Below are 23,561 nucleotides of genomic sequence, written 5' to 3'. Positions count from 1 at the left end.
AAAAGCCGGTATGCCATCGGGGGAAACTAGGTGATACGCGACTTCCTGGTCTGGCTGGCCACCCAGGTGGGAAAGGGGCCCGGCGAATACGACCCGTCCTGGAGCGAAGCCCTCGCCAGCACGCTGAACGTCTGGGGCCTGCTCGAAGGCACTCACGTCCTCTCGCTGATGCTGTTCGCCGGCACCATCTTCCTGGTCGACCTGCGCCTGCTGGGCGTCGGCTTCAGGACGACGCCCGTGTCCGTGATCAGCGACCGCGTGCTGCCGCTGACGGTCTTCGGCTTCGCCCTGATGATCCTGACCGGCGTCGCATTATTCTACGCCAAGCCTTTGCTTTATTATCATAATCTCTGGTTCCGCCTGAAGCTGATCTTCCTCGCCGTGGCGGTGATCAACATCTTCATCTTCCACTACCGGGTGCAGAAGGACCGCGCGGCCTGGGACACGGCCCCCAGGCCGCCCGCGAAGGCCCGCCTGTCCGCCGCGGTCTCGATCGCCTCGTGGGTCGCGGTGATCATGTTCGGGCGCTTCATCGCCTACGACTGGTACGAGTGCGGCAAGCCTCTCCCGCACTGGGCCAACGTCGCCCAGGAGTGCGCCGTCTCGGAACGCGGCGCGATCGACCTGTCGGAGATGGCCCCGTGATCAGCCCGCAAGACGTCTTCCCGGCGATCGCCCCCTGGGTCGCCCAGCTCGACGACACCTTCCCCGGCGCGCAGATCAAGCCCTACTTCGCTCAGTGGGAGGTGCTGCACATCCTGTCGCTGGCCCTGCTCGGCGGCGCCAGCATCCTGCTGAACCTGCGCCTGATCGGCTCGGGCCTCACCGACGAAAGCCCATCCGTTGTCCGCCGCGGGGTCCTCCCCTGGCTGAACCTCGGCGTGGTCGGGGTCATCGTGACCGGCATCCTCATCGGCACGTCGAATCCCGAGCGCCTCTACACCTCCGAGGCCTTCACCGCGAAGATGCTGGGCTTGGCCGCCGCCCTCTTCCTCACCTATGGCGTCAGCCTTCCGGCCGCCAAGGCCGAGGGACGGCTGAGCCGGGGCGCCGGATTGGCCGCCGCGGTCGGGCTGGGCCTGTTCGGCCTGGCGCTGGGCGTGTTCGCCGTGGCCAAGCTGGTGAACCCGGGCCTTTGGCACGTGATCATCGCGGCCGCCCTGATCGTCCTGTTCGTGACCCGGGGCGTCACGCGGTTCGTCTACCTGGCGGGCCTCCTGGCCCTGATCGCGAGCCAGTTCGCCCTGCACCACGCGATCTACAAGCCGGACGACTACGCGCACCTGGATCCGGCCAACAAGGTGCTCATCCTGGTCTACCTCGCCTGGATCCTGGCCATCGCCGCCATCCAGATCGTCCGCTCGGGCCGCGGCTCCGAAGGCGCCGGACCCGCGGTGAAGGCCCTCGCCTACGCGGCCATACTTGTCTGGGTCACGACGGCCGCCGCCGGCCGCTGGATCGCGTTCGCGTAGCGCGGAGTCAGGCCACCGCCTCGGGCGACGGATGCCGTTCGCCCCAGCCTTGGTGCCACTCCGGCTCGCCGGCGTACCGCTTGGCGAGGAAGTCCACGAAGGCGCGCACCTTCGCCGCCAGGTGCCGGGCGTGCGGATAGACCGCGTGCACGTGGATCTCCTCCGGCTCGAAGTTGCAGAGCAGCGGCACGAGGCGGCCGGCGCGCAGTTCCTCGGCGGCGGCGAAGGCCGGGGTGCGGATGATGCCGAAGCCCTTCACGGCCGCCTCCACGCAGGCTTCGGCGCCGTTGAACCGCAGGCGGCCGCGCACCCGCACCTCCTGCGCCTCGCCCTTGCGCCCGAAGCGCCAGAGCGTGGCGTCGCGGGCGTTGGTGTCCAGCACCGCCTCGTGGGCCGCCATGTCCTCCAGCGTGCGCGGGATGCCCGCACCGGCAAGATAGTCCGGCGAGGCGCAGGTGATCATCCGCACGGCCGCCAGCCGGCGGGCCACCAGCGAGGAGTCGGTCAGGTGGCCGATCCGCACGGCGACGTCGAAGCCCTCTTCGACCAGGTTCACCATCCGGTCCGAGAACGTCACGTCCAGGGAGACGGCCAGGCACCCTGACGCGAACTCCAGCAGCGCCGGCGTCAGCTGGTTCTTGCCGAACGATACCGGCGCCGAGACCTTCAGATTGCCGGACGGTCCGCTCTGGTCCCGGACCGAGCTCTCCAGCGCATCGAAGCTCTCCAGGAGGTCGCGGGCGCGTTCCAGATAGGCTTGCCCCGTATCGGTGAGCGAGACGTCGCGGGTCGTGCGGTTCAGGAGGCGCGCGCCCAGCCGGTTCTCCAGTCGGGCCACCAGCTTGGAGATCTGGGCCCCCGAGACATCCAGCTTGCGCGCGCCCTGGGTGAAGCTGCGGGCGTCGGCCACCGCGGCGAAGGCGCGGATCTCGTCCAGTCGGTCCATCTGATTGTTTCCCGTTTGGACAGACAGTCCTCCAAACAAGCCCGATTATCAACAGCCAGGCCCTGGCCCATCTTCCCGTCATTCCGAGGCCACCAGCCGGCGGAACCCGATCAAGCAAGGGTCTTCAAATGTCGCAATCCCTCTCGCCGAGCCGGTTCACCCCTCAGGCGATCACCTCGCTCCGCATCGTCACCGGCCTGTTGTTCATCGGCCACGGCCTGGTCAAGCTCGCCGGCTTCCCGGAAGGCGCCCAGCCGGGCATGCAGCCCCTGCTCAGCCTCTTCGGCATCGGCGCGATCATCGAAGTCGTCACGGGCGCCCTGGTTGTGCTGGGCCTCTTCACCCGCCCGGCGGCCTTCGTCGCCTCGGGCCAGATGGCGGTGGCCTACTTCATGTTCCACGCGCCCTCGAACTTCTACCCGGTGCTGAACGGCGGTGAGCCGGCCATCTTGTTCACCTTCATCTTCCTGCTGCTCAGCACCACCGGCGCCGGCGCCTACAGCCTGGATGGCCTGCGGGCCGGCCGGCGGCGCCTGGCGCACGCCTGACCCCGACACCCTCTCCCTCTCGCAAAGGAAACCTCTCATGTCCCAAGTCCGTAACGTCGCCGTCGTCGTCGGCTCGCTCCGCAAGGACAGCGTCAGCCGCAAGCTGGCCAAGGCTTTCGCGGCCCTGACGCCGAACCTGAAGTTCAACATCGTCGAGATCGGCGACCTGCCGCACTTCGACCAGGACCTGGAATCCGATCCGCCGGCCCAATGGGTGCGGTTTCGCGACGAGATCGCCGCGGCCGACGCCGTCCTCTTCGTCACCCCCGAGTACAACCGCTCGGTCCCCGGGGTGCTGAAGAACGCCATCGACGTGGGCTCGCGCCCCTATGGCTCCAGCGTCTGGAACGGCAAGCCCGGCGCGGTGATCAGCATGTCGCCCGGCGCCATCGGCGGGTTCGGCGCGAACCACCACCTGCGCCAGTCGCTGGTGTTTCTGAACGTGCCCCTGCTCAGCCAGGAAGCCTACGTCGGCAACGCCTTCGCCCTGTTCGACGACGCCGGTGAGCTGGTGAACGAAGGCACGGCCGAGTTCCTTAAGTCCTACGGCGCCCAGTTCGCCGCCTGGATCGAGAAGATCATCGACGACGTCCCGGCCGCGAAGGCGGCCTGACCCCGGAAGGTTCCAGGTACCCAGCCATGACCCTGCCCACCGTCTTCCTCCCCCACGGCGCGGGCCCCTGCTTCTTCATAGAGTGGGGTCGGGGTCCGGCCGACACCTGGGACCGGACCGCGGCCTATCTCCAGGGGCTGATCCCCAGCCTGCCGGAACGGCCGAAGGCCATCCTGGTGGTCTCCGGCCACTGGGAGGCGGAGGTCTTCACCGTCGGCACGGCGGAGCGGCCGGCCCTGGACTACGACTACTATGGCTTCCCGCCCCACACTTACGAGCTGACCTTCGACGCGCCGGGATCCCCCGCCTTGGCGCATCGGGTCGGCCGGCTCCTCGGCGAGGCGGGCATCGCTTCGGCCGAGGACGCCGGCCACGGCTGGGACCACGGCGTCTTCGTGCCGCTGAAGCTGGTGACGCCCGACGCCGACATTCCCGTCGTTCAGCTCTCGCTCAAGGCGGACCTCGACCCCAAGGCCCACCTGGCCGCGGGCCGGGCCCTCAGCCCCCTGCGGGACGAGGGCGTGCTGATCGTGGGCTCGGGCATGAGCTGGCACAACATGCGGGGCTTCTCGCCCGCCTTCACCGAACGCTCGGCGGCGTTCGACCGATGGCTCGAAGCGGCCGTGACCGACCCGGCCCACCGCGAGGCCGCCCTCGCCCACTGGGACGCCGCGCCGTACGGCCGCGAGGCCCACCCGCGCGAGGAACACCTTCTGCCCCTGATGGTGGCCGCCGGCGCCGCCCCGGGCGAACCGGCCGTCGTCGCCTTCCGCGACACGGTCATGGATGTGGTGGTCTCGGCCGTGGAGTTCGGCCGGGCCGCCTGACGCTCTCCAGCGAGAGGGACCGGAGATCCTCGTTCTCCCCCACGGCGCGCACACACCGCCGCAGAGGATCTCCGGATCTCGCCGTCAGAATTCCAGGACGATCTTCCCGAAGTGCTCGCCCGAGGCCATGGCCCCGATGGCCGCCTTCGCCTCGGTCCACGGATAGACCTTGTCCACCACCGGCCGGATCTGGTGCAGCTCGATGGCCCTGCACATGGCCTCGAACATGTCGCGCGAGCCCACCGACAGGCCCTGCAGCTTGGCCGAGTTGCCGATCAGCGCCGCCGGGTTGAACGGCTCGCCCGCGCCGGCCACGATGCCGATGATCGCGATGTGGCCGCCGACCTTGATGGCCTTCATGCTCTCCTGGATCGTGCCGCCGCCGCCCACCTCCATGATGAAGTCCGCGCCCTTGCCGCCGGTGGCCGCGCGGACCGCCTTCGACCACTCGGGCGTCGTCCGGTAGTTCACCACATGGTCCGCGCCGAGCGCCTTGGCCCGCTCCAGCTTGGCCTCGGACGAGGAGGTGATGAGGGTGCGATAGCCCGCCGCCTTGGCGAACTGCAGGCCGAAGATCGAGACGCCGCCCGTCCCCTGCAGCACCACCGTGTCCCCGGGCTCCAGCCGCGCATCCTGGAAGACGCCCCGCCATGCGGTCAGCGCCGCGCACGGCAGGGTCGCCACCTCGTGGTCCGTGAGGAAGTCCGGGACCTTCGACAGGCCCTCCTGGCTGAATACCTGCAGCTCCGCCCCCGCGCCGGGGATTGGAAAGCCCAGGGCGCTCATCAGCTTCTCCAGCGTCGGCGGGCCGGACACCCAGTTCTGGAAGAACAGCGTCGAGACCCGGTCGCCCGCCTTGAACCGGGTCACGCCCGGCCCCACCGCTTCCACGTAGCCGCAGCCGTCCGAGAACGGGGTGATGATGTCCGTCGCGCTCGCGGCCGCCCGGCCGTACATGCCGTTGATCATCAGGAAGTCGCGGTAGTTCAGCGAGCAGGCCTTCATCCGCACCAGGACCTGGCCCGGCCCCGGCGTCGGTTCGGGGACCTCCACCACCTTGATCGCGTCCGGCCCCCAGGGGGCGGTGACGTTCAGCGCGCGCATCTTATCTCCTCCACTTGGGAGGCATCATGAAGGGGCGGGGCTGCGCCGCAACCGTGTCGCCACGTCAGCCGCCGCGACGTCAGCCGCGGGTTCCGGGCAGGACGGGCTGGGCGCCCCACTGGTCGGGGTCGTGGCCGAACACCATCACCGTCCGCTCCTCCCGCAGCGCCAAGAGGGCGTCGAGCGCGCGGTTCATGGCGGGATGGTCCGAGTACTCCGGGAACTGCCGGCTCTCCACGATCCCGCAGTGATAGCAGGCGTCGCCCACCAGGATGTGGTCCCCCTGCCCGCTGCGCACCCTGAGCGACTGGTGCCCCGGCGTATGCCCGAAGCTCGGGATGCAGACCGCCGAGCCGTCGCCGAACAGGTCATGTTCGCCGTCGACCAGCTGCACCGAATGGCCCAGGTCGAAATAGCGCTTGCGCAGGCCGTAGTGCTGCGAGGCCTCGCGGTCGAACCCCGCCTCCCACTCGCGACGCTGGACGACGACGGTGGCGTTCGGCAGCTCCCGCAGACCCCCGGCGTGGTCGAAGTGCAGGTGCGAGAGCACGGCGTAGCGCACCCTGGCCGGATCGATATCCAGCCGCTCCAGGTGCGAGGTCAGGGTCTCCTCGGGCGTCAGGGTGACGTCCAGGTCCTGGGTCTGCAGCGCCTTCAGATAGCTCTCGGAGCGGTCGCACATGGCCGCCGGCAGGCCGCAGTCGAACAGGGCGACGCCGTCCGGATGTTCCAGCACATAGAACGGGATCGGCACGCTCACCCGCTCGCCGGCCATTCCCATGCCGGCCCCGGGGCTGTGGAACTGGCCGCAGACGCAGCCGAACAGGCGAAGGGTCATGGCCGTCTCCTCAGGCGGGGTCCAGCTTGCGCACGCCGTACAGGCGGACGGCCCCGATCAGGCCGGCCGCGCACATGGCGGTCATCAGCCAATAGCCCTGCGCCCCAAAGCTGTCGAACAGCGGGCCAGAGGCCATGGTCGCCAGGCCCATCAGCAGGCCGCTGGACAGCGCCGAGTTCAGCGCCTGGGCCGCCGACGCGTTCTGCGGCGTCGAGAGCCGCTCCACGAGCTGCAGCGAAGCCAGGAACGTCGCGGCATAGGTCAGGACGTGCAGGATCTGCAGCGGGAAGATCATCCAGAGCGGCGGCGCGAAGGCCAGGACCGTCCAGCGCACCATGGCCGCCGCGCCCCCCAGGACCAGCAGGTTGCGCGGCCCGATCCGCCGCCGCCACGGCTCCATGAACCACATGAACAGCACCTCGGCGGCCACGCCCACGCCCCACAGCACGCCGGTCAGGCTCTCGGGGATGCCCTGCTGTTTCCAGACCAGGGTGGAGAAGCTGTAGTAGAAGGCGTGGGCCGACTGGATCAGTCCGGCGGCGATCACCGCCGTCATGAACCCGGGATCGCGCAGCAGTTCGCCGATGCCGGCGAACCGGTCGGACGCCCGCGGCAGGACCCCCTCCTCGTGCACGGGATCGGGCGGCAGCAGGAACCGGGCGGCGAGCGCCGTAATCGAGACCGCCGCGGTGATCCACACCAGCACCAGGTCCGGCGAGCCCCAGGTCAGCACCGCCCCCATCACCACATTGGCGACGATGAAGGCCACCGAGCCGATGCCCCGTGGCCAGCCGTAGTTGAAACCGTCCCGTCGGGCCCGGTTGAGCACGATCACGTCGGTGAGCGGCGAGATGGTCGAGAAGGCCGACGAGGCGGCGAACCAGACCACCATCCAGCCGCCGAACCCCAGCGGCAGCGCCATCAGGGCGTAGGCCGCGGCGACCCCGAGGCTGAGGAAGCTCAGCGCCGTGCGCCGCAGCTTGAAGCTGTCCGCCCACACCGCCAGCAAAGGCGCCGTGAACGCCCGCGCCAGCATCGGCAGCGACAGGATCAACCCGATCTGGGCGCCCGACAGCCCGTGGTGCGCGAACCACACCGGCATGTAGGGCGAAGCGGCGCCCGTCCCGACGAAGATCGCCGAGTAGAAGAGGCCGAGACGGACGGGCAGCGACATCGCCTTCGCTTACACGGAGTCGCCGTCGGGGCGGTCGACAGCCGCCCCCTGGCGCGTATTGTTCCTGAACAACGATAAGGGAGGCGGGCCATGAGCCGGAGCAACAGCCACGACCGCGAGCTTCGGGAGCGCGCCGCCGCGGTCATCCCGGGCGGGATGTATGGCCACCAGTCGGTCGGCCTGCTGCCCGACGACTACCCGCAGTTCTTCGAGCGCGGCGAAGGCGCCCACATCTGGGACGCCGACGGGAAGCGCTACCTCGACTACATGTGCGCCTACGGGCCCAATCTGTTCGGCTACGCCCATCCCGAGATCGATGCGGCCTATGTCCGCCAGCTCGAGCGGGGCGACACGCTTACCGGCCCGACCGGCCTGATGGTCGAACTGGCCGAGGCCCTCACCCGCATGGTCAGCCATGCCGACTGGGCGATCTTCTGCAAGAACGGGACGGACGCCACCACCATGGCGCTCACCACGGCGCGGGCGCATACGAAGCGCCGCGTGTTGATCCGGGCCAAGGGCGCCTACCACGGCGCGATTCCGTGGTGCACGCCCCGGCCCGCCGGCGTCATCGACAGCGACAGGGCGCATCAGATCTTCTGCGATTACAACGACGTCGCCAGCCTGGAGGCCGCGGTGGCCAAGGCGGGAGACGACCTCGCCGCCGTCTTCGCCGCCCCTTTCAAGCACGACGCCTTCATCGACCAGGTCGATCCCGACCCCGCCTACGCCCGCCGCGCCCGCGAGCTCTGCGACCAGACCGGCGCGCTGCTGATCGTCGACGAGGTCCGCGCCGGCTTCCGCCTGTCGCGCGACTGCTCGTGGAGCCGCATCGGCGTGCAGCCGGACCTCTCCACCTGGGGCAAGTGCCTAGCCAACGGCCATCCGCTGTCGGTGATGCTGGGCAATGACAAGGCCCGCGCCGCCGCCGCCTCGATCTATGTGACGGGCTCGTTCTGGTTCCAGGCGGCCACCATGGCGGCGGCGCTGGAGACCCTGCGGCTAATCCGCGAGACCGACTATCTGGAGCGCATCACCGACCTTGGGCAAACCCTGCGCACAGGCCTTGCCGAGCGCGCCGAAGCCGCAGGCTTCGGCTTCCGCCAGACCGGGCCGGGCGTCATGCCCCTATTCCTGTTCGACGACGACCCGGACCTGCGCAAAGGCTTCTGCTGGTCGTCCGAGATGCTGCACCGCGGCGTCTACGTGCACCCCTGGCACAACATGTTCCTGTGCGCGGCCATGACGCCCGCCGACATCGCCCAGACCCTCGACGCCGCCGAGGGCGCGTTCGCCGCGCTGAGGAAACAGGTCCGCGACCTGTCGCCCGTCGAGAAGCTCGCCTTCCTCTCCGCCGGAGCCCGCTGATGGACGACTATTCCGAGTACGACGGCCTGGGCCTGGCCGAGTTGGTGGCCAAGAAGCAGGTGACGCCCGCCGAACTGGTCGAAGCCGCCATCCAGCGGATCGAGACCCACAACCCGACCCTGAACGCCGTGGTCTACAAGGGCTATGACGACGCCCGCCGGCGGGCGGCCGGGCCCCTGCCCGACGGGCCGTTCCGCGGCGTGCCGTTCCTGATCAAGGACCTGGGCATGCCGGTGGCCGGCTGGCCCCGCAGCTTCGGCAGCCGCTTCGCCGCCCACATCGTCGATGACGAGGACGGCGGCCTCACCGCCCGCTACCGCGCCGCCGGCGTCGTGCCGCTGGGCAAGACCAACACGCCGGAATACGGCATCACCGGCACGACCGAGGGCCAGCACCTGGGCGCCTGCCGCAACCCCTGGAACCCGAACCACATCTCGGGCGGCTCGTCCGGCGGCGCGGCCTCCGCCGTGGCGGCCGGCATCGTCCCGTTGGCCCACGCCTCCGACGGGCTGGGCTCCATCCGCATCCCCGCCGCCTGCTGCGGCCTGGTGGGCCTGAAGGTCACCCGCGACCGCAACCCGAACCTGCCCGACGGCTTCGACTACGCCCTCGGCAATGTGGTCGACCACGTCGTCACACGCACGGTCCGTGACAGCGCCGCCATGCTCGACGCCACCGGCTACGCCGATCCCTACCAGGCCTATCCCGCACCGGCGAAGGACCGCCCCTACGTCGAGGAGATCACCAGAAGCCCCGGCCGCCTGCGCATCGCCTGGTCGTCCGAGACGCCCTCCGGCCGGCCCATCGACCCGGAAATCCAGGCCGCCCTCGAACGCACCGCCGCCCTGCTGAAGGCCCTGGGCCATGAGGTGGTCGAGAAGGGCCTCGGCATCGACTACCGCGCCCTCTACGCCTCGCGCGGTCCCGCCGCCGCCGGCAACTTCGCGGCCGGCATGGACCGCCTCATCGCCCAGGTCGGCCGCGAGCCCGAGGAGCATGAGCTGGAGCCCCTCACCTGGGCGACGCTGAAGGCCGGCCGTCGCCAGACCGGCGCCGACGCCATGCGCTCGCTGCAGGAAACCCGGATGCTGAACCGGCAGACCCTGGCCTTCTTCGAGGACGTGGACGTCTACCTGACGCCGGTCCTGGGCACGCCGGTGCCCGAGATCGGCTTCATCGACCCGGTGAACCTGGAACCCAAGGAAGTGAACCGCCGCCAGGGCCGAACCTTCCCGTTCACCCCGCCGTTCAACTTCTCGGGTCAGCCGTCCATGAGCCTGCCGCTGGAGATGGACGCGAACGGCCTGCCGATCGGGATGATGTTCACCGGCCGCTACGCCGACGAAGCCACCCTCTTCCGCCTGGCCGCCCAGCTCGAAAAGGAAGCCCCCTGGAAAGACCGTCGGCCTGCTGTATGGGGATGACCCTGGGCTGAGGGGTGGTGCGGATGAGGTTCTGGACGCGGCGGAACTGGATGACGCTGGCCGCGATCGGCGGCTTCGTCGCCGTCGCCGTGGGCGCGTTCGCCGCCCATGGGGTGACCGATCCCAAGGCGCAGGAGTGGCTGCGCACGGGGTCGACCTACGGCTTCATGCACACCATGGCCACGTTCGCCTGCGCCACCTTCATCAACATCGGCGCGCGACGCGCGCGGCTGGCCCCGGCCTTCTTCCTGTCGGGCGTGGCGGTCTTCTCGGGCTCGCTCTACGCCATGGCCCTCGGCGCGCCGCGCTGGTTCGGCGCCATCACGCCGATCGGCGGCGTGCTGTTCCTGATCGGCTGGGGCGTGCTGGCCTGGTCCGCCCGCGGCGTGGATCCCTAAGGCGGCAGCGCAGCTATTCCGGACGCAGGGCGAGCATCCGCAGGGATACGGCCGAGCCGATCAGGGCGCCCAGCATCACCAGGGCCACGGGGCGCGCGGTGCCGTCGTGCAGCAGGCCCGCCAGGCTGGCCGCCAGAGCGCCCGCGGCGAACGAGGCCGCGCCCAGCAGGGCCGAGGTCGCCCCCGACCGCAGCGGATCGACGCTGAGGGCGCCCGCCGTGGTGTTCCCCTGCATGAAGCCGTAGCTGCCCAGCAGCAGGAACAGCAGCGGCAGCACCGTCCACTTCCCGCCAACCCCGGTCAGGGCGGCCAGGGCCAGCAAGGCGCCGAAGACCAGGGCCACGTTGCTGGCCCGGGACAGCACCTCGTCGGTCGTGGCCCGCCGCAGGGCCAGCCGGTTGAGCTGGCTGGAGCCGATCACGGCGAAGGCGTTGAGGCCGAAGACGAACGGGAACACCGCCACCGGGATCCCGTAGGTCCCCATCATCAGCTCCGGCGAGGCCGAGATGTAGGTGAACAGCGTCGCGCCGTTCAGCGCCCCGCACAGGGCATAGCCCACCAGCCGCCGTTGGCGCAGGACCGCCAGATAGGACTGCAGCGGGTTCTCGCGACTGGCCTGCAGCGCCGTCGCCTCGGATCGCGATTCCTTCAGCCGCAGGAACGCCGCGAGCCCGATCGCCACCCCGGTGGCCGCCATGAACCAGAAGTTCCACGACCAGTCGCCCAGCCCCAGCAGCACGCCGCCCAGCATCGGCGCCAGGATCGGCGCGAGGCCCATGATCAGCATCATCAGGCTGAGGATGCGGGCCGTGTCGGTGTGGTCGAACTGGTCGCGGACCACCGCGCGCACCACCACCCCGCCTGCGCAGGCGCCCAGCGCCTGGACGAAGCGGCCGAGCAGCAACTGGTCCACCGTCTGGGCCATGGCGCAGCCGATGGAGGCCAGCACGAAGACAACCACCCCGAACAGGATCGGGCCGCGACGGCCAAGCCGGTCCGAAGCCGGGCCATAGATCAGCTGGCCGATCGCCATGCCGGCCAGGAAGGCCAGGAAGGCGGCCACGGTCGCCTGGGTCTGGGACGGTTCGGCCGCCAGCGCCGCGCCGATGGCCGGCAGGCTGGGCAGGTACATGTCGATGGCGAGCGGCCCGAGGGCGGTCAGCGACCCTAAGAGGATCACCAGACCCCAGGGCGTGCGGGCGGGTGGCGTGTGGGGGGCGTTGGCGGACGTCACGGTGCCTATGCCCTACTGGCCAAGAGGGGTTCAGGGAAACCCCAATTGCGGCCATGCTCGCCGCCAAACGGATGGGAGGACGAGATGTCGGCGCTGGAATCCATGATGCCGCCCGCGAAGCGTGCGTCTGTAAATGGCGTCGAGATCGCCTATTACGAGGCCGGCCCCCGCGAGGGCGTGCCGATCGTGCTCTGCCACGGCTTCCCCGAGCTCGCCTTCTCCTGGCGCCACCAGATCAAGGCCTTTGGGGACGCCGGCCGCTGGGTGATCGCGCCGGACCAGCGGGGCTATGGCCTGTCGTCGAAGCCCGGCGGCGTCGCGGACTACGACCTGGAGCACCTGACCGGCGACCTCGTCGGCCTCCTGGACCACCAGGGCGTCGAGAAGGCGATCTTCGTCGGCCACGACTGGGGCGGCATCGTGGTCTGGCAGATGCCGCTGATGCATCCGGATCGGGTGGCCGGCGTCATCGGCCTCAATACGCCCTTCATCCCCCGCGCTCCCGCGGACCCCATCGCCATCATGCGCAACCGCTTCGGGCCGGACATGTACATCGTCTGGTTCCAGAACCCGGACGAGCCGGAAGCCGTGCTCGGCGCCGACACCGCCAAGACGATGCGCTTTTTCATGCGCAAGCCGGCCGCCCTGGCCCCCGCTGGCGGCGGGCTGTCCGGCGACGGCGAAGGCGGCTCCAACTTCGCGTTCCGCGACATGCTCCGCGGCTGGGACGGTCAGACCGGCCCGGAACAATTGCTGACGCCCGAAGAGCTGGCGGTGTTCGCCGACGCCTTCCGCGACGGCGGCTTCTTCGGCCCGGTGAGCTGGTATCGGAACTTCACCCGCAACTGGGAGCGGTCGGCAGACCTTCCCACCCGCATCGACGGCCTGCCCTGCCTGATGATCACGGCCGAGCTGGACGCCGTCCTGTCGCCGGCGATGGCCGAGCCCATGCCCGCCTTCATCGGCGACCTGGAGACCCATATGGTGCGCGGATCGGGCCACTGGACACAGCAGGAGAAACCGGAGGAAGTGAACCGCCTCACGCTGGACTGGCTGGACAGGCGCTTCCCGAAGTAGAAGGGCGCATGGAAAGAAACACCCCGGCCCCCGCCGTCGGCTCGCACGACCATCGCCGCGGCCTGTTTCCCGACAACGAGCCGTTCGCCAGCGGCTGGCTGTCCACCGGCGGCCCGCACGAGATCTTCTACGAGGAGTGCGGCAACCCAAAGGGCAAGCCGTGCGTCATCCTGCACGGCGGCCCGGGCGGGGCGATCAACCCCACCATGCGGCGGTTCTTCGACCCGGCGAAGTGGCGGATGGCGCTGTTCGACCAGCGGGGCTGCGGCAAGAGCCGCCCCAACGCCAGCCTCGAGGACAACACCACCTGGTCCCTTATCGAAGACATCGAGCGGCTGCGCGAGCACCTGGGCGTCGAGAAGTGGTGCGTGTTCGGCGGCTCCTGGGGCTCCACGCTGGCGCTGGCCTACGCCATCAAGCACCCCGACCGGGTCGAAAGCCTGGTCCTGCGCGGCATCTTCCTGGTGACCGAGCGCGAGCTGCGCTGGTTCTACCAGGACGGCGCCTCGATGCTGTTCCCCGACGCCTGGGCCCGGTTCTGCGCGCCGATCCCGCCGGCCGAGCGCGGCGACATGATGGCGGCCTACCACAAGCGCCTGACCAGCCCCGACCGCCGCGTCCAGGCCGAGGCCGCGGCCGCCTGGAGCCAGTGGGAAGGCGACACCATCTCGATCCGCGGCCCCGAGGCGCGGCCCTCGAAGTTCAACGAGATCGACTTCGCCATCGCCTTCGCCCGCATCGAGTGCCACTTCTTCGTCAACGGCGGCTTCTTCGACACCCCCGACTGGCTGGTCCAGAACGCCGCCCGGCTGAAGGACATTCCCGGCTGGATCGTGCAGGGCCGTTTCGACGTGGTGACCCCCATGGAGAGCGCCTGGCGCCTCAAGTCCGCCTGGCCGAACGCGCGGTTCGAGGTGGTCTGGGACGCCGGCCACGCCTCCACCGAGCCCGGCATCGTCGACGCCCTGGTCCGGGCGACGGACCAGGCGCTGAAGCTGTAGGCGGCCACCGTCCCATGAGCCGCGCCGACATCGTCCGCGCCTACCTCAAGGCCATCGAGACCCGGGGGGACAGCCTCGCCTTCTTCACCGAGGATGCGGTGCAGGAGGAGTTTCCCAACGCCCTGGTTCCGGCCGGCGCCCGCCGGACCATGACGGAACTTCGGGAGGCGAACGCCCGCGGCCGGCACGTGCTGACCGCCGAGACCTATGAGATCGTCAACCTCATCGAGGACGGCGACCGGCTGGCCTGCGAGGTGCTGTGGCGGGGCGTCCTGGCGGTGCCGCTGCGCTCGCTGAAGCCCGGCGACGCCATGAAGGCCCGCTTCGGCGTGTTCTTCGAGTTCGAGGGCGACAGGATCCGCCGCCAGCGCAACTACGACTGCTTCGAGCCCTTCTGAGGGGTCAGACGAAGCTGCCCTTGCCGCTGGTGACCTCGGCGTAGCGGTGGACGCGCACCGACTGCACCAGACCGAAGCCGATCATCACCGTCAGCATCACCGTGCCGCCATAGCTCAGCATCGGCATCGGCACGCCCACCACGGGCGCCAGGCCCATCACCATGGCCCCGTTGATCAGGACGTAGAGGGTGAAGGTCGCCGTGACGCCCGCCGCCGCCAGCCGGCCGAAATGGCTGTGGCTGAGGTACGAGGTCCGCAGGGCCATGAAGATCACCGCCGCATAGAGCACCAGCACCGACACGCACCCCACGAAGCCGAACTCCTCGGCCAGGGTCGCGAAGATGAAGTCGGTCTGCTTCTCGGGCAGGAAGTTGAGCTGGCTCTGCGAGCCCAGGCCGTAGCCCTTGCCCAGGAGCCCGCCCGAGCCCAGGGCGATCATCGACTGCAGGATATGATAGCCGGAACCGGAGGGGTCGCTCTCGGGATCCAGGAACGTCAGCACCCGCTGGCGCTGGTAGTCGTGCATCCCGAACATCACGAACGGCGGGATCACCGCCAGGAACGCGGCCAGCGCGACGCCGATGACCTTCCACGACAGGCCCGCCAGCATCACGATGGCCCCGCCGGTCAGGGCGATCAGCATGGCGGTGCCCAGATCCGGCTGGTGCGCCACGAGGAGCACCGGGGCCCCGATCATCGCCGCCGGCGCCAGCAGCCACCACGACAGCCGCGCCCGCTCGGCCGACACGCCGTGATAGAGCCGCGCCAGCGCCAGCACGATCCCCAGCTTCATCACCTCGGACGGCTGGAAGCTGAAGCCGCCGATGGACAACCATCGCTGGGCGCCCAGGCGCACGTCGCCCACCGCCTCCACCGCCACCAGCAGCAGCAGCCCCAGGCCATAGACCGGATAGGCCAGAGCGAACCACACGCGGATGTCGATCATCGCCAGGGCGATCATCAACACCAGGCAGATGCCGAAGCGGCTGAGGTGGGCGGCGGCCCACGGCGTCCAGGACGAGCCGGCGATCGAGAACAGCATCAGGCTGCCCGCGCCCGCGATCAGGCACAGCACCAGGATGAACACCCAGTCCAGCTCGGACAGCTTGACGATGAGGCGGTCGCGTTCGCCGGGGCGGGTCAGGGCGGAGACGGTCATTCGGCGGCCTGCGTCGTTGAAACCGTCGGCACGGTGTCGAGTTCGGGGTCGGGCACGATCTCCGGCATCGGCAGCGGCTTCTGGATGCGCGAGATCAGTTCCGGGTCCTTCAGCAGGGCCGTCCGCATGATCTCCCGCGCGCGCGGCGCGGCCGCGGTCGATCCGCCCATCCCGTGCTGGACGATGACCGCCAGGGCGTAGCGCGGGACGTCGAGGGGCGCGAAGGCGACGAAGAGGCCGTGGTCGCGCAGCCCCCAGGTCCCGCCCTTCCCGCGCGATCCGCCGCTGTCGTAGTTGCGCACCTGGGCGGTGCCGGTCTTGCCGGCCATCAGGATGTCGCCCAGGCCGAGCTGGCTGGCCCGCCAGGCGGTGCCCCCCTGGCTCTGGTCGGTCACCGCCGCCATCCCGCTGCGCACCCGGTCGATGTACTCCCGCGGGAACGGCAGATCGGGCACGTCCGAGCCTCGCGGCCACTCCTTGCCCCCCACCGACTTGATGAGCCGGGGGTTCAGCGCCTTGTAGTGGGTGTTGGCCAGGCGCGCGGTCATCACCGCGAGCTGCAGGCAGTTCACCTGCAGGTAGCCCTGGCCGATGGCGTACGACAGGTTCTCGCCGGGCCACCAGGGCTGCTGGGCCTCGTTCTTCGAGAAGTAGCGCTTCTTCCAGGCCGGATCGGGAACGATGCCCTTCTTCTGGCCCGGGATGCCGATGTCGAAGGTCTGTCCCAGGCCGAAGGCGCGCGCCGCCTGGGCGATGCGGTCCGGCCCGACCCGCAGCGACATCGAATAGAAATAGGTGTCGCAGGAGTTCTTGATCGCCTCGTGCAGGTTCTGCGACCCGTGCCCGCCGCGCTTGTGGCAGTGGAAGAAGCGGCCGCCGAACTGCATGCCGCCGCCGCAGCCGACCCGCTCCTCCGGGCTGATCCCGGCCATCAGGATCGCCAGGGCCGTCATGGTCTTGAAGGTCGAGCCGGGCGGGTAGAGGCCCGACAGGCACTTGTCCAACAGCGGCTTGCGCTCGTAGCCGGCCAGGGCGCGGTACTCCGCCCCGGTGAGCCCGCGCACGAAGCGGTTGGCGTCGAACGAGGGCGCCGAGGTCATGCAGAGGATGTCGCCGGTGCGGCAGTCCATCATCACCGCGCCGCCGCTCTCCTCGCCGAACACCTCCAGCGCCCGGTTCTGGATGTCGACGTCCAGGGTGAGCTGCACCTCCTGGCCCGGCACCGCCGGGATGTCGCCGTCCTGGTCGTGCCGCACTTCGCGGCCGTTGGCGTCCACCTCGACCTTGTGCGCGCCCGCACGCCCGCGCAGCTCGGCGTCGAGGGCCTTCTCCACCCCCTGTTTGCCGATGCGGAAGCCCGGGTGGAGCATGATCGGGTCGGGGTTGGGCGTCTTGTCGATGTCTTCCTTGTTCACCTTGGCCACGTAGCCGATCACGTGGGCGAAGGCGCCGCCGTGCGGATAGACCCGCACCTCGCCCACGTCAGCGCTGACGCCGGGCAGCTCCGGGGCGCGGACGTTGATGGCCGAGAACTGCTCCCAGCTCATGTCCTCCATCACCGAGACCGGCGCGCGCTTGGGGGCGGTGTTGATGTCGCGGAGCAGGCGCCGCTGGCGCGCCTCGTCCAGGGGCACGAAGTTGGCCAGGGTCTTGAGCGTCGCCTCTGTGTCCAGGCCCTTGTCGCGCGCCACCATCAGCCGGAAGTTCGGGCGGTTGGCCGCGAGCACCGCGCCATTGCGGTCGACGATCACGCCCCGCGGCGCCGGCGCCAGCTTGAAGTTGAACTGGTTCGAGGTGGCCAGCTTCTCGAACCGCTGGGTCTCGAACAACTGCAGATAGGCCAGCCGCGCGCCCAGCGCCGTGATGCCCAGGCCCGCGAAACCGCCCAGCAGGATGGCGCGCCGGTGGAACACGCCCTGCCGCTCGTTGACCTCGGCGAAGAAGATGGCCGGTTGCGTCATCCTCCTACGCTCCTGTCGGAGCTACGGAGGACACGTCCTCCTAGAGCGACCTGTCCTGCGTAGCCTTGGCGAAGCAGGAAGCCTTGGCGAAGTAGGGTCATCCTAGCGGAACCTCACGTCGGCATCCTCGAAGCGATCGATGAGCCGGTCGGCGAAGGGATAGAGAACGACCGTAGCGAGAAATTGCCAACCCACCGATGCGGCATTCGGCGCGTTCTGGGTGTCGAGCATCGTGAAGAGGTAGCCGGCGCCGATCGCCAGGGCCGTGGCGAGGCCGTACCAGATCCACATCATCACCTGGCTCTGGCCCGCCAGGATGCTGCGCGCGCCCAGCACGACGCCGTAGGGAAGCAGCAGGCAAACCGCCCAGAAGCCGGTCGGGCTGCCCCACAGGAAGTCCAGATAGATCCCCATCAGCATCACGCCGACCGGGGCCAGCATCGACGGGCGGATCACCGCCCAGGCGAAGACGACCGGCAAGGCGAACACCGGCTCCGGCAGGCCCAGGCCCCAGAAGCGCAGCGGCATGGCGAAGACGAAGCTGGCCGCCATCACCCAGAGCATCGGCACGCCCAGCCAGCGCCAGGGCGCGAGCGGACGCGCGCCGCCGCTCACGGCGGGGTTCCCGTCGGCTGCGAGGTCTTGGGCGCTGGCGTCTTCGGTGCGGGCGTCTTCGGTGCGGGCGTCTGGGGCGCCGGGGCCTTGGCCGCCGGCGTCGCCGAGGTCTTGGGCGTCGCGGTCTTCGGCGCCGCGGTCGGGGACGCCGTGGGCCCCGGGGTTGCGGACGTCTTCGCCGGCGGCGCGCCCGTCTTGGGTTGTGGCGTGAGGGTCTTGGCGGCCGGCTGGGCCGGCGGCGTGGTCTTGGGCGCGGGCGTCGCTGGGGCGGCGGCCGTTCCCGTAGCAGGGGCCGGCGTGGCCGCAGCCGCGGCCTCCGGCGCAGGCGGCGGCAGGGTGGAGGCGCCCGGTGTGGGCGGCGGGGTGACGGTCTGCTGCAGCTTCCGGGTGTCGGCCACCTGGGTGAAGTCCTCGAACAGCAGGATCCGCACGAGGTCGACCGGCGCCTTGTCCGACGCCAGCACCACCCGCCAGCGGCCATCCAGGCCCTTCACCGCCACGCCCACCGGCAGGCCGCGGGGGAAGACGCCCCCATCGCCCGAGGTCAGGATGCGGTCGCCGCTCTTCACCGGCTCCTGGCCGCGCAGGTACTCCAGCTTCGGGTTCGGTCCGCCGTCGCCGGTCAGGATGGCGCGGGCGTTGGTGCGGTCGATCATCACCGGGGTGCGCGAGGCCGCGTCGGTGAGCAGCAGCACCCGGCTGACGCCCTCCGTGACGCCGACGACCCGGCCCACCAGGCCGTTCTCGCTCATCACCGGGTTGCCCGGCTTGATCCCCTTCTCGCTGCCGGCGTTGGCCAGGCGCGAGTGGGCGAAGGGCCCGCGGGAGTCGGTGACGATCCGCGCCGTCGCCATCGGGATCGGCGGGTCGGTCTTCAGGCCCAGGATCGTACGATAGCGCTCGTTGGTGTCCCGCAGCGCGATGGCGACGTCACGCCACTGGCGCATGTTCTCCAGCTCGGCGCGCAGGCGGCGGTTCTCGGAGACCGCGAAGAAATAGCCGCGGATCCCCTCCACGCCCTCGCCCGTCAGGCGGCCCGGCGTGGACAGCGCATCCCCCACCGGCGCCATCACCCGATCGGACAGGGTGCGGGGGTTGCCGTAGGCGTCGGTGTCGTACGCCTCCCGGCGGTCGCTGAGCAGGATCGCGACCGATGCGATCAGCACGACGATGAACACGATGCCCGCCGTCCAGGTCAGCGGGACCCTCAGTTCGCCGAGCGGGTTGTCCCTCAAGGACATGGAGGTTCGCCCCTACCGCCCTTCGGCGCGTTCCTACGCCAGCGTGGATTCCAGGACGCCCTTCATCCACTTGGGATGTTCGAGCACCTTGCCGCAGCCCAGGGCCACGCACGACAGCGGATCGTCGGCCACGGTCACCGGCAGGCCCGTGTGGTCGCGGATCTCGGCGTCCAGGCCGCGGAGCAGCGCGCCGCCGCCCGTCAGCATGATCCCCTTGTCGGCGATGTCGGAGGCCAGCTCGGGCGGCGTGGCTTCCAGCGCCATCTTCACCGCGTCGACGATCTGGCCGACCGGCTCTGAGAGCGCGTCGGACGCCTGCTTCTCGGAGATGCGAACCTCGCGCGGCACGCCCTGCATCAGGTCGCGGCCCTTGACCTCGATGGACAGGCCCTCGCCGTCGGCCGGCGCGCGGGCCGTGCCGATCTCCTTCTTGATCCGCTCGGCCGTGGTCTCGCCGATCAGGAGGTTATGGTTGCGGCGCATGTAGCTGATGATCGCCTCGTCCATCTTGTCGCCGCCGACGCGGACCGAGCGCGAATAGACGATGCCCGAGAGCGACAGCACGGCCACCTCGGTGGTGCCGCCGCCGATGTCGACCACCATCGAGCCGGTGGGCTCGTGGATCGGCAGGCCGGCGCCGATCGCGGCGGCCATCGGCTCGTCGATCAGGCCCACGCGGCGCCCGCCCGCGTTCAGGCAGGAATCGTTGATGGCGCGGCGCTCCACCGCAGTGGCGCCCGAGGGCACGCACACGATCACCTTGGGGTTCACGAAGCCCTTGCGGTTGTGAACCTTGCGGATGAAGTACTTGATCATCTCTTCGGCGACTTCGAAGTCGGCGATGACCCCGTCGCGCATGGGGCGGATGGCCTCCATGTGGCCCGGCGTGCGGCCCAGCATCTGCTTGGCCTCGATGCCGACGGCGTGCACGACCTTGCGGCCGCCCACGTTACGCAGCGCGACCACCGAGGGCTCGTTCAGCACGATGCCCTTTCCCTTCATGTAGATGAGGGTGTTGGCGGTGCCGAGGTCGATGGCGATATCGTTCGAGATGGCGCCGAAGAGCGAAGAGATCATGCAAGGCCCTGAGGGAAAGGGGCGGAAGACGCGAGCCGACAGAGGGTGCCAAAGGCGCTCCGACCGACGCGCGAAGGATGCGTCGAGTCGCTACGCTTTGTCTGGCGGGCTTTGACGTCCCTCTGCCCTGCCGAATTAGCCATTTCAAGGCTTAATGAGACGTATGCGCTTTCGCGTCGCGCGCGAAAACCCCGAGGCGTATCGCCGCGGAATCGCCTGATTCCCGACGCAGCCGCCAAAATCGCGATCTACCGCTCGTTGAGCAGGGGCGCGGAGACGCGCCGTTCGAGCCTCAGAAGGGTCAGAACCACCGCGAAGCCGAAGGCCGCCAGCAGGGCCGCCATGGCGTGCGCCCGGCCCCATTCCAGCGCCTCCACCGCCTTGTAGATCTCGATCGACAGCACGTTCGTGGTCCCGGGAATCCCCCCGCCGATCATCAGCACCACCCCGAACTCCCCGATCGTATGGGCGAAGGTCAGGATCGCGGCCACCACATAGCCCGGGACCGACAGCGGCAGGGCGACGCGGAAGAAGGTCTGCCACCCGCTGGCCCCCAGCATCGCGGCCGCGTCCAGATTGTCCTCGCCCACCGCCTGGAAGGCGTTGCGCAGCGGCTGCACCGCGAACGGCAGGGAATAGATCACCGAGCCGATCACCAGGCCCTCGAAGGTGAAGGCCAGGGTCCGCACGCCCAACGCCTGCAGCGGCGCCATCAGCGGGCTGTTCGGTCCCAGCGCGATCAGCAGGTAGAAGCCCAGCACCGTGGGCGGCAGGACCAGCGGCAGGGCCACCACCGCCCCGGCCACCTCCGCCTTCCAGCCCCGGCTGCGCGCCAGCCACCAGGCCAGGGGCGTGGACAGCACCAGGAGGATCAGGGTCGTGACCCCCGCCAGCCGCAGCGTCAGCGCGACGATGTCGGCCAGGCCGCTCAAGGCGCCTCGTAGCCGTAGCTGCGGATGATCGCTCGGGCCTCGGGGCCTTTGAGGAAGGTCATGAAAGCCCGCGCCGCCGTGTCGCCCGCGCCGGTCTTCAGCAGCACGGCCTGCTGGTCGATGGGCGTGTGGTTGGCCGCCGGGACCACCCAGCGCGAGCCGCCCTTCGCCCTCGCCACCTGTGAAAGCGCCACGAACCCCAGTTCCGCCGCGCCTGTGTCCACGAACTGATAGGTCTGGGTGATCGAGGTCCCCTGCACCAGCCTGGGCCCCAGCGCGCCGTAGACCCCCAGCTTCCGCATCGTCTCGACCGCCGCCACGCCGTAAGGCGCGGTCCTGGGATCGGCGATGGCGATCTTGTCGAAGCCGCCGCGGGTCAGCACCGCGCCACGGCCGTCCACCAGCCCCGGCGTCCTCGAATAGAGGACCAGCCGGCCCACGGCGTAGGTGAAGCGGCTGCCGGCGACCGCCAGCCCCTCGGCCTCCGCCTTCTCCGGCCGCTCGCGGTCCGCCGAGAGCAGCACCTCGAACGGCGCGCCGTTGGCGATCTGGGCGTAGAACTGGCCCGAAGACCCGAAGCTCAGCGAGGCGTCATGGCCCGTGCGGGCCTTGAACCGCGCGGCGATCGCCTTGGCCGGTTCGGCGAAGTTGGCCGCCACCGCCACCTTCACCTCGGCGGCGAACGCCGCAGCCGGCGCCAGCAGCAGCGCCAGGACGAGAGGAATGAGTGCCGCACGCCGCATCATCCGTTATGTATCCGGACTACATAACGGAGTGAAGCCATGCTGAGCGCTTCGGTGACGCTGGAGCGGCCCGGCCTGCCGCGGGTGGCCCTGTCGAGGATGGCGCTGGTGGAGGCGGTAGGCGAGCTCGGCTCGATCAGCGCCGCCGCGCGCAAGGTGGGCCTGTCGTACAAGGCGGCGTGGGACGCGGTGCAGGCCTTGAACAACCTCTTCGACGCACCGCTGATCGTCGCTGCCCCTGGCGGCAAGGCCGGCGGCGCCGCCCAGGTCACGCCGCGCGGCCAGGCGGCCCTGGCGGCCTTCCGGCGGGTGCAGGCCGAGATGGACGCCGCCCTCGCCAAGCTGGACCGGGGCCTCGGCGCCGACCTGTTCTGGAGTCTCGGAATGAAGACCAGCGCCCGCAACGCCCTCCGGGGCCGCATCGCCCACATCGCCCCCGGCGCCGTGAACGCCGAGGTGACGCTCCGCCTCGGCGACGGGGTGGACATCGTGGCGATGGTCACCGCCCAAAGCGTCGAGGATCTGGCGCTGGTCGAGGGCGCGCCGGCGGTGGCCCTCATCAAGTCCAGCTTCGTGATCCTGGCCAAGGGACAGGGCCTGCGCACCTCGGCCCGCAACCAGATCCCGGGCCGGGTGGCGAGCCGCGAGGACGGGGCGGTCAACAGCGAGATCCGTCTCGACATCGGCGCCGGCAAGACCCTGGTCGCCACGGTGACGCTCGAGAGCGCGGAGGCCCTGGAGCTCTCCGTCGGCGACTGCGTCACCGCCCTCGTCAAGGCGCCGCACGTGATCCTGGCGGTGGAATAGGCGCGGGCGAGACTGGCGGAACCGGGGCCCAGGCTCTAAGGGCTGCGCCACCTGAAGGGGGATCAAGGCATGAGCGGCAGCGACGATTTCGTGTTCGACGAGGCCAGCGGCGAGTGGATCAGCGCCACCGAGGCCGCCGAGCGCGCCGCCAAGGCGGGCGTGGTCGAGGTGCGCGATGCGGTGGGCAACCTGCTGGCCGACGGCGACGCCGTCACCCTGATCAAGGACCTCAAGGTCAAGGGCGCCGGCGGCCAGACCCTGAAGCGCGGCACGGTGATCCGCTCGATCCGCCTGACCGGCGACCCGCAGGAGATCGACTGCCGGCACGAGACCATCAAGGGCCTCGTCCTGCGCGCCGAGTTCGTGAAGAAGAACTAGCCCAGGATACAGAGCAGCAGGCCGACGGCGGTCAGGCCGCCGCCCACCCACTGGCGTAGGCGCAGCTTCTCGCGGAACAGCTTGCGACCGACGGCGGCGGCGATCGGCCCTTCGATCAGGCCCACTGCCCGGACGGGCGCGGCGGGCGCCAGGGCCAGGGCGCCGAACCAGCAGGCCGAGGCCGCCGAGCCGAAGAAACCCGCCGCCAGCGACGAGCGCCAGGCCA

At 70.0% G+C, this 23,561-nt stretch carries 24 protein-coding genes and 2 pseudogenes; 13 read left to right on the top strand and 13 right to left on the bottom strand.

What is annotated here, in order from left to right:
- Nucleotides 1-30: 30 nt before the first annotated feature.
- On the top strand, nt 31-645 hold the full coding sequence (locus tag AX721_RS04490; RefSeq protein ID WP_068874827.1) for a DUF6644 family protein: 615 nt from the start codon (nt 31-33) through the stop codon (nt 643-645).
- A complete protein-coding gene (locus tag AX721_RS04485; RefSeq protein WP_068874826.1) occupies nt 642-1,472 on the top strand; it encodes a DUF6644 family protein in 831 nt (276 codons plus the stop codon). Before AX721_RS04490 ends, AX721_RS04485 begins: the two co-directional genes overlap by 4 nt.
- A 7-nt stretch (nt 1,473-1,479) precedes the next feature.
- Here AX721_RS04485 and AX721_RS04480 read toward each other — a convergent pair whose 3' ends face one another.
- Complete coding sequence (locus tag AX721_RS04480) at nt 1,480-2,418, bottom strand: LysR family transcriptional regulator (RefSeq protein WP_068874825.1); 939 nt, start codon at nt 2,416-2,418, stop codon at nt 1,480-1,482.
- Nucleotides 2,419-2,546: 128 nt separating this feature from the next.
- On the opposite strand from AX721_RS04480, the gene AX721_RS04475 reads away from it, so the two are divergent.
- Genes AX721_RS04475 through AX721_RS04465 form a run of 3 tightly spaced genes read left to right on the top strand, consistent with a single transcriptional unit; the run spans nt 2,547 to nt 4,406 of the window.
- Nucleotides 2,547-2,966: a DoxX family protein gene (locus tag AX721_RS04475; RefSeq protein ID WP_068874824.1), complete on the top strand. Its 420-nt coding sequence runs from the start codon at nt 2,547-2,549 to the stop codon at nt 2,964-2,966.
- Nucleotides 2,967-3,003: 37 nt separating this feature from the next.
- Nucleotides 3,004-3,579 carry an NADPH-dependent FMN reductase gene (locus tag AX721_RS04470; protein ID WP_068874823.1) on the top strand — a complete coding sequence of 192 codons (576 nt, stop codon included), beginning with the start codon at nt 3,004-3,006 and terminating at the stop codon, nt 3,577-3,579.
- A 26-nt stretch (nt 3,580-3,605) separates the two neighbouring features.
- Nucleotides 3,606-4,406 carry a class III extradiol ring-cleavage dioxygenase gene (locus AX721_RS04465; protein ID WP_068874822.1) on the top strand — a complete coding sequence of 267 codons (801 nt, stop codon included), beginning with the start codon at nt 3,606-3,608 and terminating at the stop codon, nt 4,404-4,406.
- A gap of 84 nt (nt 4,407-4,490) precedes the next feature.
- Here the strand turns inward: AX721_RS04465 and AX721_RS04460 are convergent, their stop codons facing one another.
- The 3 genes from AX721_RS04460 to AX721_RS04450 all read right to left on the bottom strand — a co-directional run bounded on the left by AX721_RS04460 (nt 4,491) and on the right by AX721_RS04450 (nt 7,522).
- Nucleotides 4,491-5,510: an NAD(P)-dependent alcohol dehydrogenase gene (locus AX721_RS04460; RefSeq protein WP_068874821.1), complete on the bottom strand. Its 1,020-nt coding sequence runs from the start codon at nt 5,508-5,510 to the stop codon at nt 4,491-4,493.
- Between the two features lie 79 nt (nt 5,511-5,589).
- On the bottom strand, nt 5,590-6,348 hold the full coding sequence (locus AX721_RS04455; RefSeq protein ID WP_068874820.1) for an N-acyl homoserine lactonase family protein: 759 nt from the start codon (nt 6,346-6,348) through the stop codon (nt 5,590-5,592).
- 10 nt (nt 6,349-6,358) lie between these two features.
- The gene (locus AX721_RS04450; RefSeq protein ID WP_068874819.1) at nt 6,359-7,522 is read right to left on the bottom strand and encodes a major facilitator superfamily domain-containing protein 6; all 1,164 of its coding nucleotides are present in this window, start codon (nt 7,520-7,522) and stop codon (nt 6,359-6,361) included.
- 90 nt (nt 7,523-7,612) lie between these two features.
- On the opposite strand from AX721_RS04450, the gene AX721_RS04445 reads away from it, so the two are divergent.
- The 3 genes from AX721_RS04445 to AX721_RS04435 are packed head-to-tail and all read left to right on the top strand — an operon-like array spanning nt 7,613 to nt 10,712.
- Nucleotides 7,613-8,890 (top strand): aminotransferase class III-fold pyridoxal phosphate-dependent enzyme, encoded by a 1,278-nt coding sequence (locus AX721_RS04445; protein ID WP_068874818.1) that lies wholly within the window; start codon nt 7,613-7,615, stop codon nt 8,888-8,890.
- Nucleotides 8,890-10,314 carry an amidase gene (locus AX721_RS04440; RefSeq protein WP_068874817.1) on the top strand — a complete coding sequence of 475 codons (1,425 nt, stop codon included), beginning with the start codon at nt 8,890-8,892 and terminating at the stop codon, nt 10,312-10,314. Before AX721_RS04445 ends, AX721_RS04440 begins: the two co-directional genes overlap by 1 nt.
- Before the next feature lie 23 nt (nt 10,315-10,337).
- Nucleotides 10,338-10,712, top strand: a complete 375-nt coding sequence (locus tag AX721_RS04435) for a DUF423 domain-containing protein (protein ID WP_068874816.1) — start codon at nt 10,338-10,340, stop codon at nt 10,710-10,712.
- Between the two features lie 13 nt (nt 10,713-10,725).
- Here the strand turns inward: AX721_RS04435 and AX721_RS04430 are convergent, their stop codons facing one another.
- Entirely contained in the window at nt 10,726-11,946 is a 1,221-nt protein-coding gene (locus AX721_RS04430) for a multidrug effflux MFS transporter (protein ID WP_068874815.1), read from the bottom strand.
- Nucleotides 11,947-12,030: 84 nt separating this feature from the next.
- Here AX721_RS04430 and AX721_RS04425 point away from each other — a divergent pair, with 84 nt between their 5' ends.
- Genes AX721_RS04425 through AX721_RS04415 form a run of 3 tightly spaced genes read left to right on the top strand, consistent with a single transcriptional unit; the run spans nt 12,031 to nt 14,422 of the window.
- Complete coding sequence (locus AX721_RS04425; protein ID WP_068874814.1) at nt 12,031-13,023, top strand: alpha/beta fold hydrolase; 993 nt, start codon at nt 12,031-12,033, stop codon at nt 13,021-13,023.
- An 8-nt stretch (nt 13,024-13,031) separates the two neighbouring features.
- Nucleotides 13,032-14,024 (top strand): prolyl aminopeptidase, encoded by a 993-nt coding sequence (gene pip, locus AX721_RS04420; RefSeq protein WP_068874813.1) that lies wholly within the window; start codon nt 13,032-13,034, stop codon nt 14,022-14,024.
- A gap of 14 nt (nt 14,025-14,038) precedes the next feature.
- The gene (locus AX721_RS04415) at nt 14,039-14,422 is read left to right on the top strand and encodes a nuclear transport factor 2 family protein (RefSeq protein ID WP_068874812.1); all 384 of its coding nucleotides are present in this window, start codon (nt 14,039-14,041) and stop codon (nt 14,420-14,422) included.
- 4 nt (nt 14,423-14,426) lie between these two features.
- Here the strand turns inward: AX721_RS04415 and rodA are convergent, their stop codons facing one another.
- The 7 genes and pseudogenes from rodA to modA form a co-directional block, all read right to left on the bottom strand.
- Nucleotides 14,427-15,581, bottom strand: a complete 1,155-nt coding sequence (rodA, locus tag AX721_RS04410) for a rod shape-determining protein RodA (protein WP_068874811.1) — start codon at nt 15,579-15,581, stop codon at nt 14,427-14,429.
- Nucleotides 15,578-17,542 carry a penicillin-binding protein 2 gene (mrdA, locus tag AX721_RS04405; protein ID WP_082765479.1) on the bottom strand — a complete coding sequence of 655 codons (1,965 nt, stop codon included), beginning with the start codon at nt 17,540-17,542 and terminating at the stop codon, nt 15,578-15,580. The genes rodA and mrdA overlap by 4 nt, the downstream gene beginning before the upstream one ends.
- A gap of 102 nt (nt 17,543-17,644) precedes the next feature.
- On the bottom strand, nt 17,645-18,157 hold the full coding sequence (locus AX721_RS04400; RefSeq protein ID WP_156467009.1) for a hypothetical protein: 513 nt from the start codon (nt 18,155-18,157) through the stop codon (nt 17,645-17,647).
- A gap of 182 nt (nt 18,158-18,339) precedes the next feature.
- Nucleotides 18,340-19,398 (bottom strand): annotated as a pseudogene (gene mreC / locus AX721_RS04395) (rod shape-determining protein MreC); the annotation flags it as partial.
- Nucleotides 19,399-19,431: 33 nt separating this feature from the next.
- The gene (locus tag AX721_RS04390; protein WP_012522835.1) at nt 19,432-20,475 is read right to left on the bottom strand and encodes a rod shape-determining protein; all 1,044 of its coding nucleotides are present in this window, start codon (nt 20,473-20,475) and stop codon (nt 19,432-19,434) included.
- A gap of 248 nt (nt 20,476-20,723) precedes the next feature.
- The gene (gene modB, locus AX721_RS04385; protein WP_068874842.1) at nt 20,724-21,398 is read right to left on the bottom strand and encodes a molybdate ABC transporter permease subunit; all 675 of its coding nucleotides are present in this window, start codon (nt 21,396-21,398) and stop codon (nt 20,724-20,726) included.
- 5 nt (nt 21,399-21,403) lie between these two features.
- Nucleotides 21,404-22,150 carry a molybdate ABC transporter substrate-binding protein gene (gene modA, locus AX721_RS04380; RefSeq protein ID WP_369796627.1) on the bottom strand — a complete coding sequence of 249 codons (747 nt, stop codon included), beginning with the start codon at nt 22,148-22,150 and terminating at the stop codon, nt 21,404-21,406.
- Between the two features lie 39 nt (nt 22,151-22,189).
- Between modA and AX721_RS04375 the strand changes: the two genes are divergently transcribed.
- Nucleotides 22,190-22,957, top strand: a complete 768-nt coding sequence (locus tag AX721_RS04375) for a TOBE domain-containing protein (protein WP_068874808.1) — start codon at nt 22,190-22,192, stop codon at nt 22,955-22,957.
- A gap of 159 nt (nt 22,958-23,116) precedes the next feature.
- Nucleotides 23,117-23,335 (top strand): alkylphosphonate utilization protein, encoded by a 219-nt coding sequence (locus AX721_RS04370; RefSeq protein ID WP_231733259.1) that lies wholly within the window; start codon nt 23,117-23,119, stop codon nt 23,333-23,335.
- Here AX721_RS04370 and AX721_RS27790 read toward each other — a convergent pair.
- A pseudogene (locus AX721_RS27790) lies at nt 23,332-23,561 on the bottom strand (EamA/RhaT family transporter); the annotation flags it as partial. The gene AX721_RS04370 and the pseudogene AX721_RS27790 sit on opposite strands and share 4 nt — an antisense overlap.

Source organism: Phenylobacterium sp. CCH9-H3, assembly GCF_001557235.1.
Lineage (GTDB): Bacteria > Pseudomonadota > Alphaproteobacteria > Caulobacterales > Caulobacteraceae > Phenylobacterium.
Note: the sequence above shows the minus strand (reverse complement) of the source record. Positions and strands in the feature narration are given on the sequence as shown.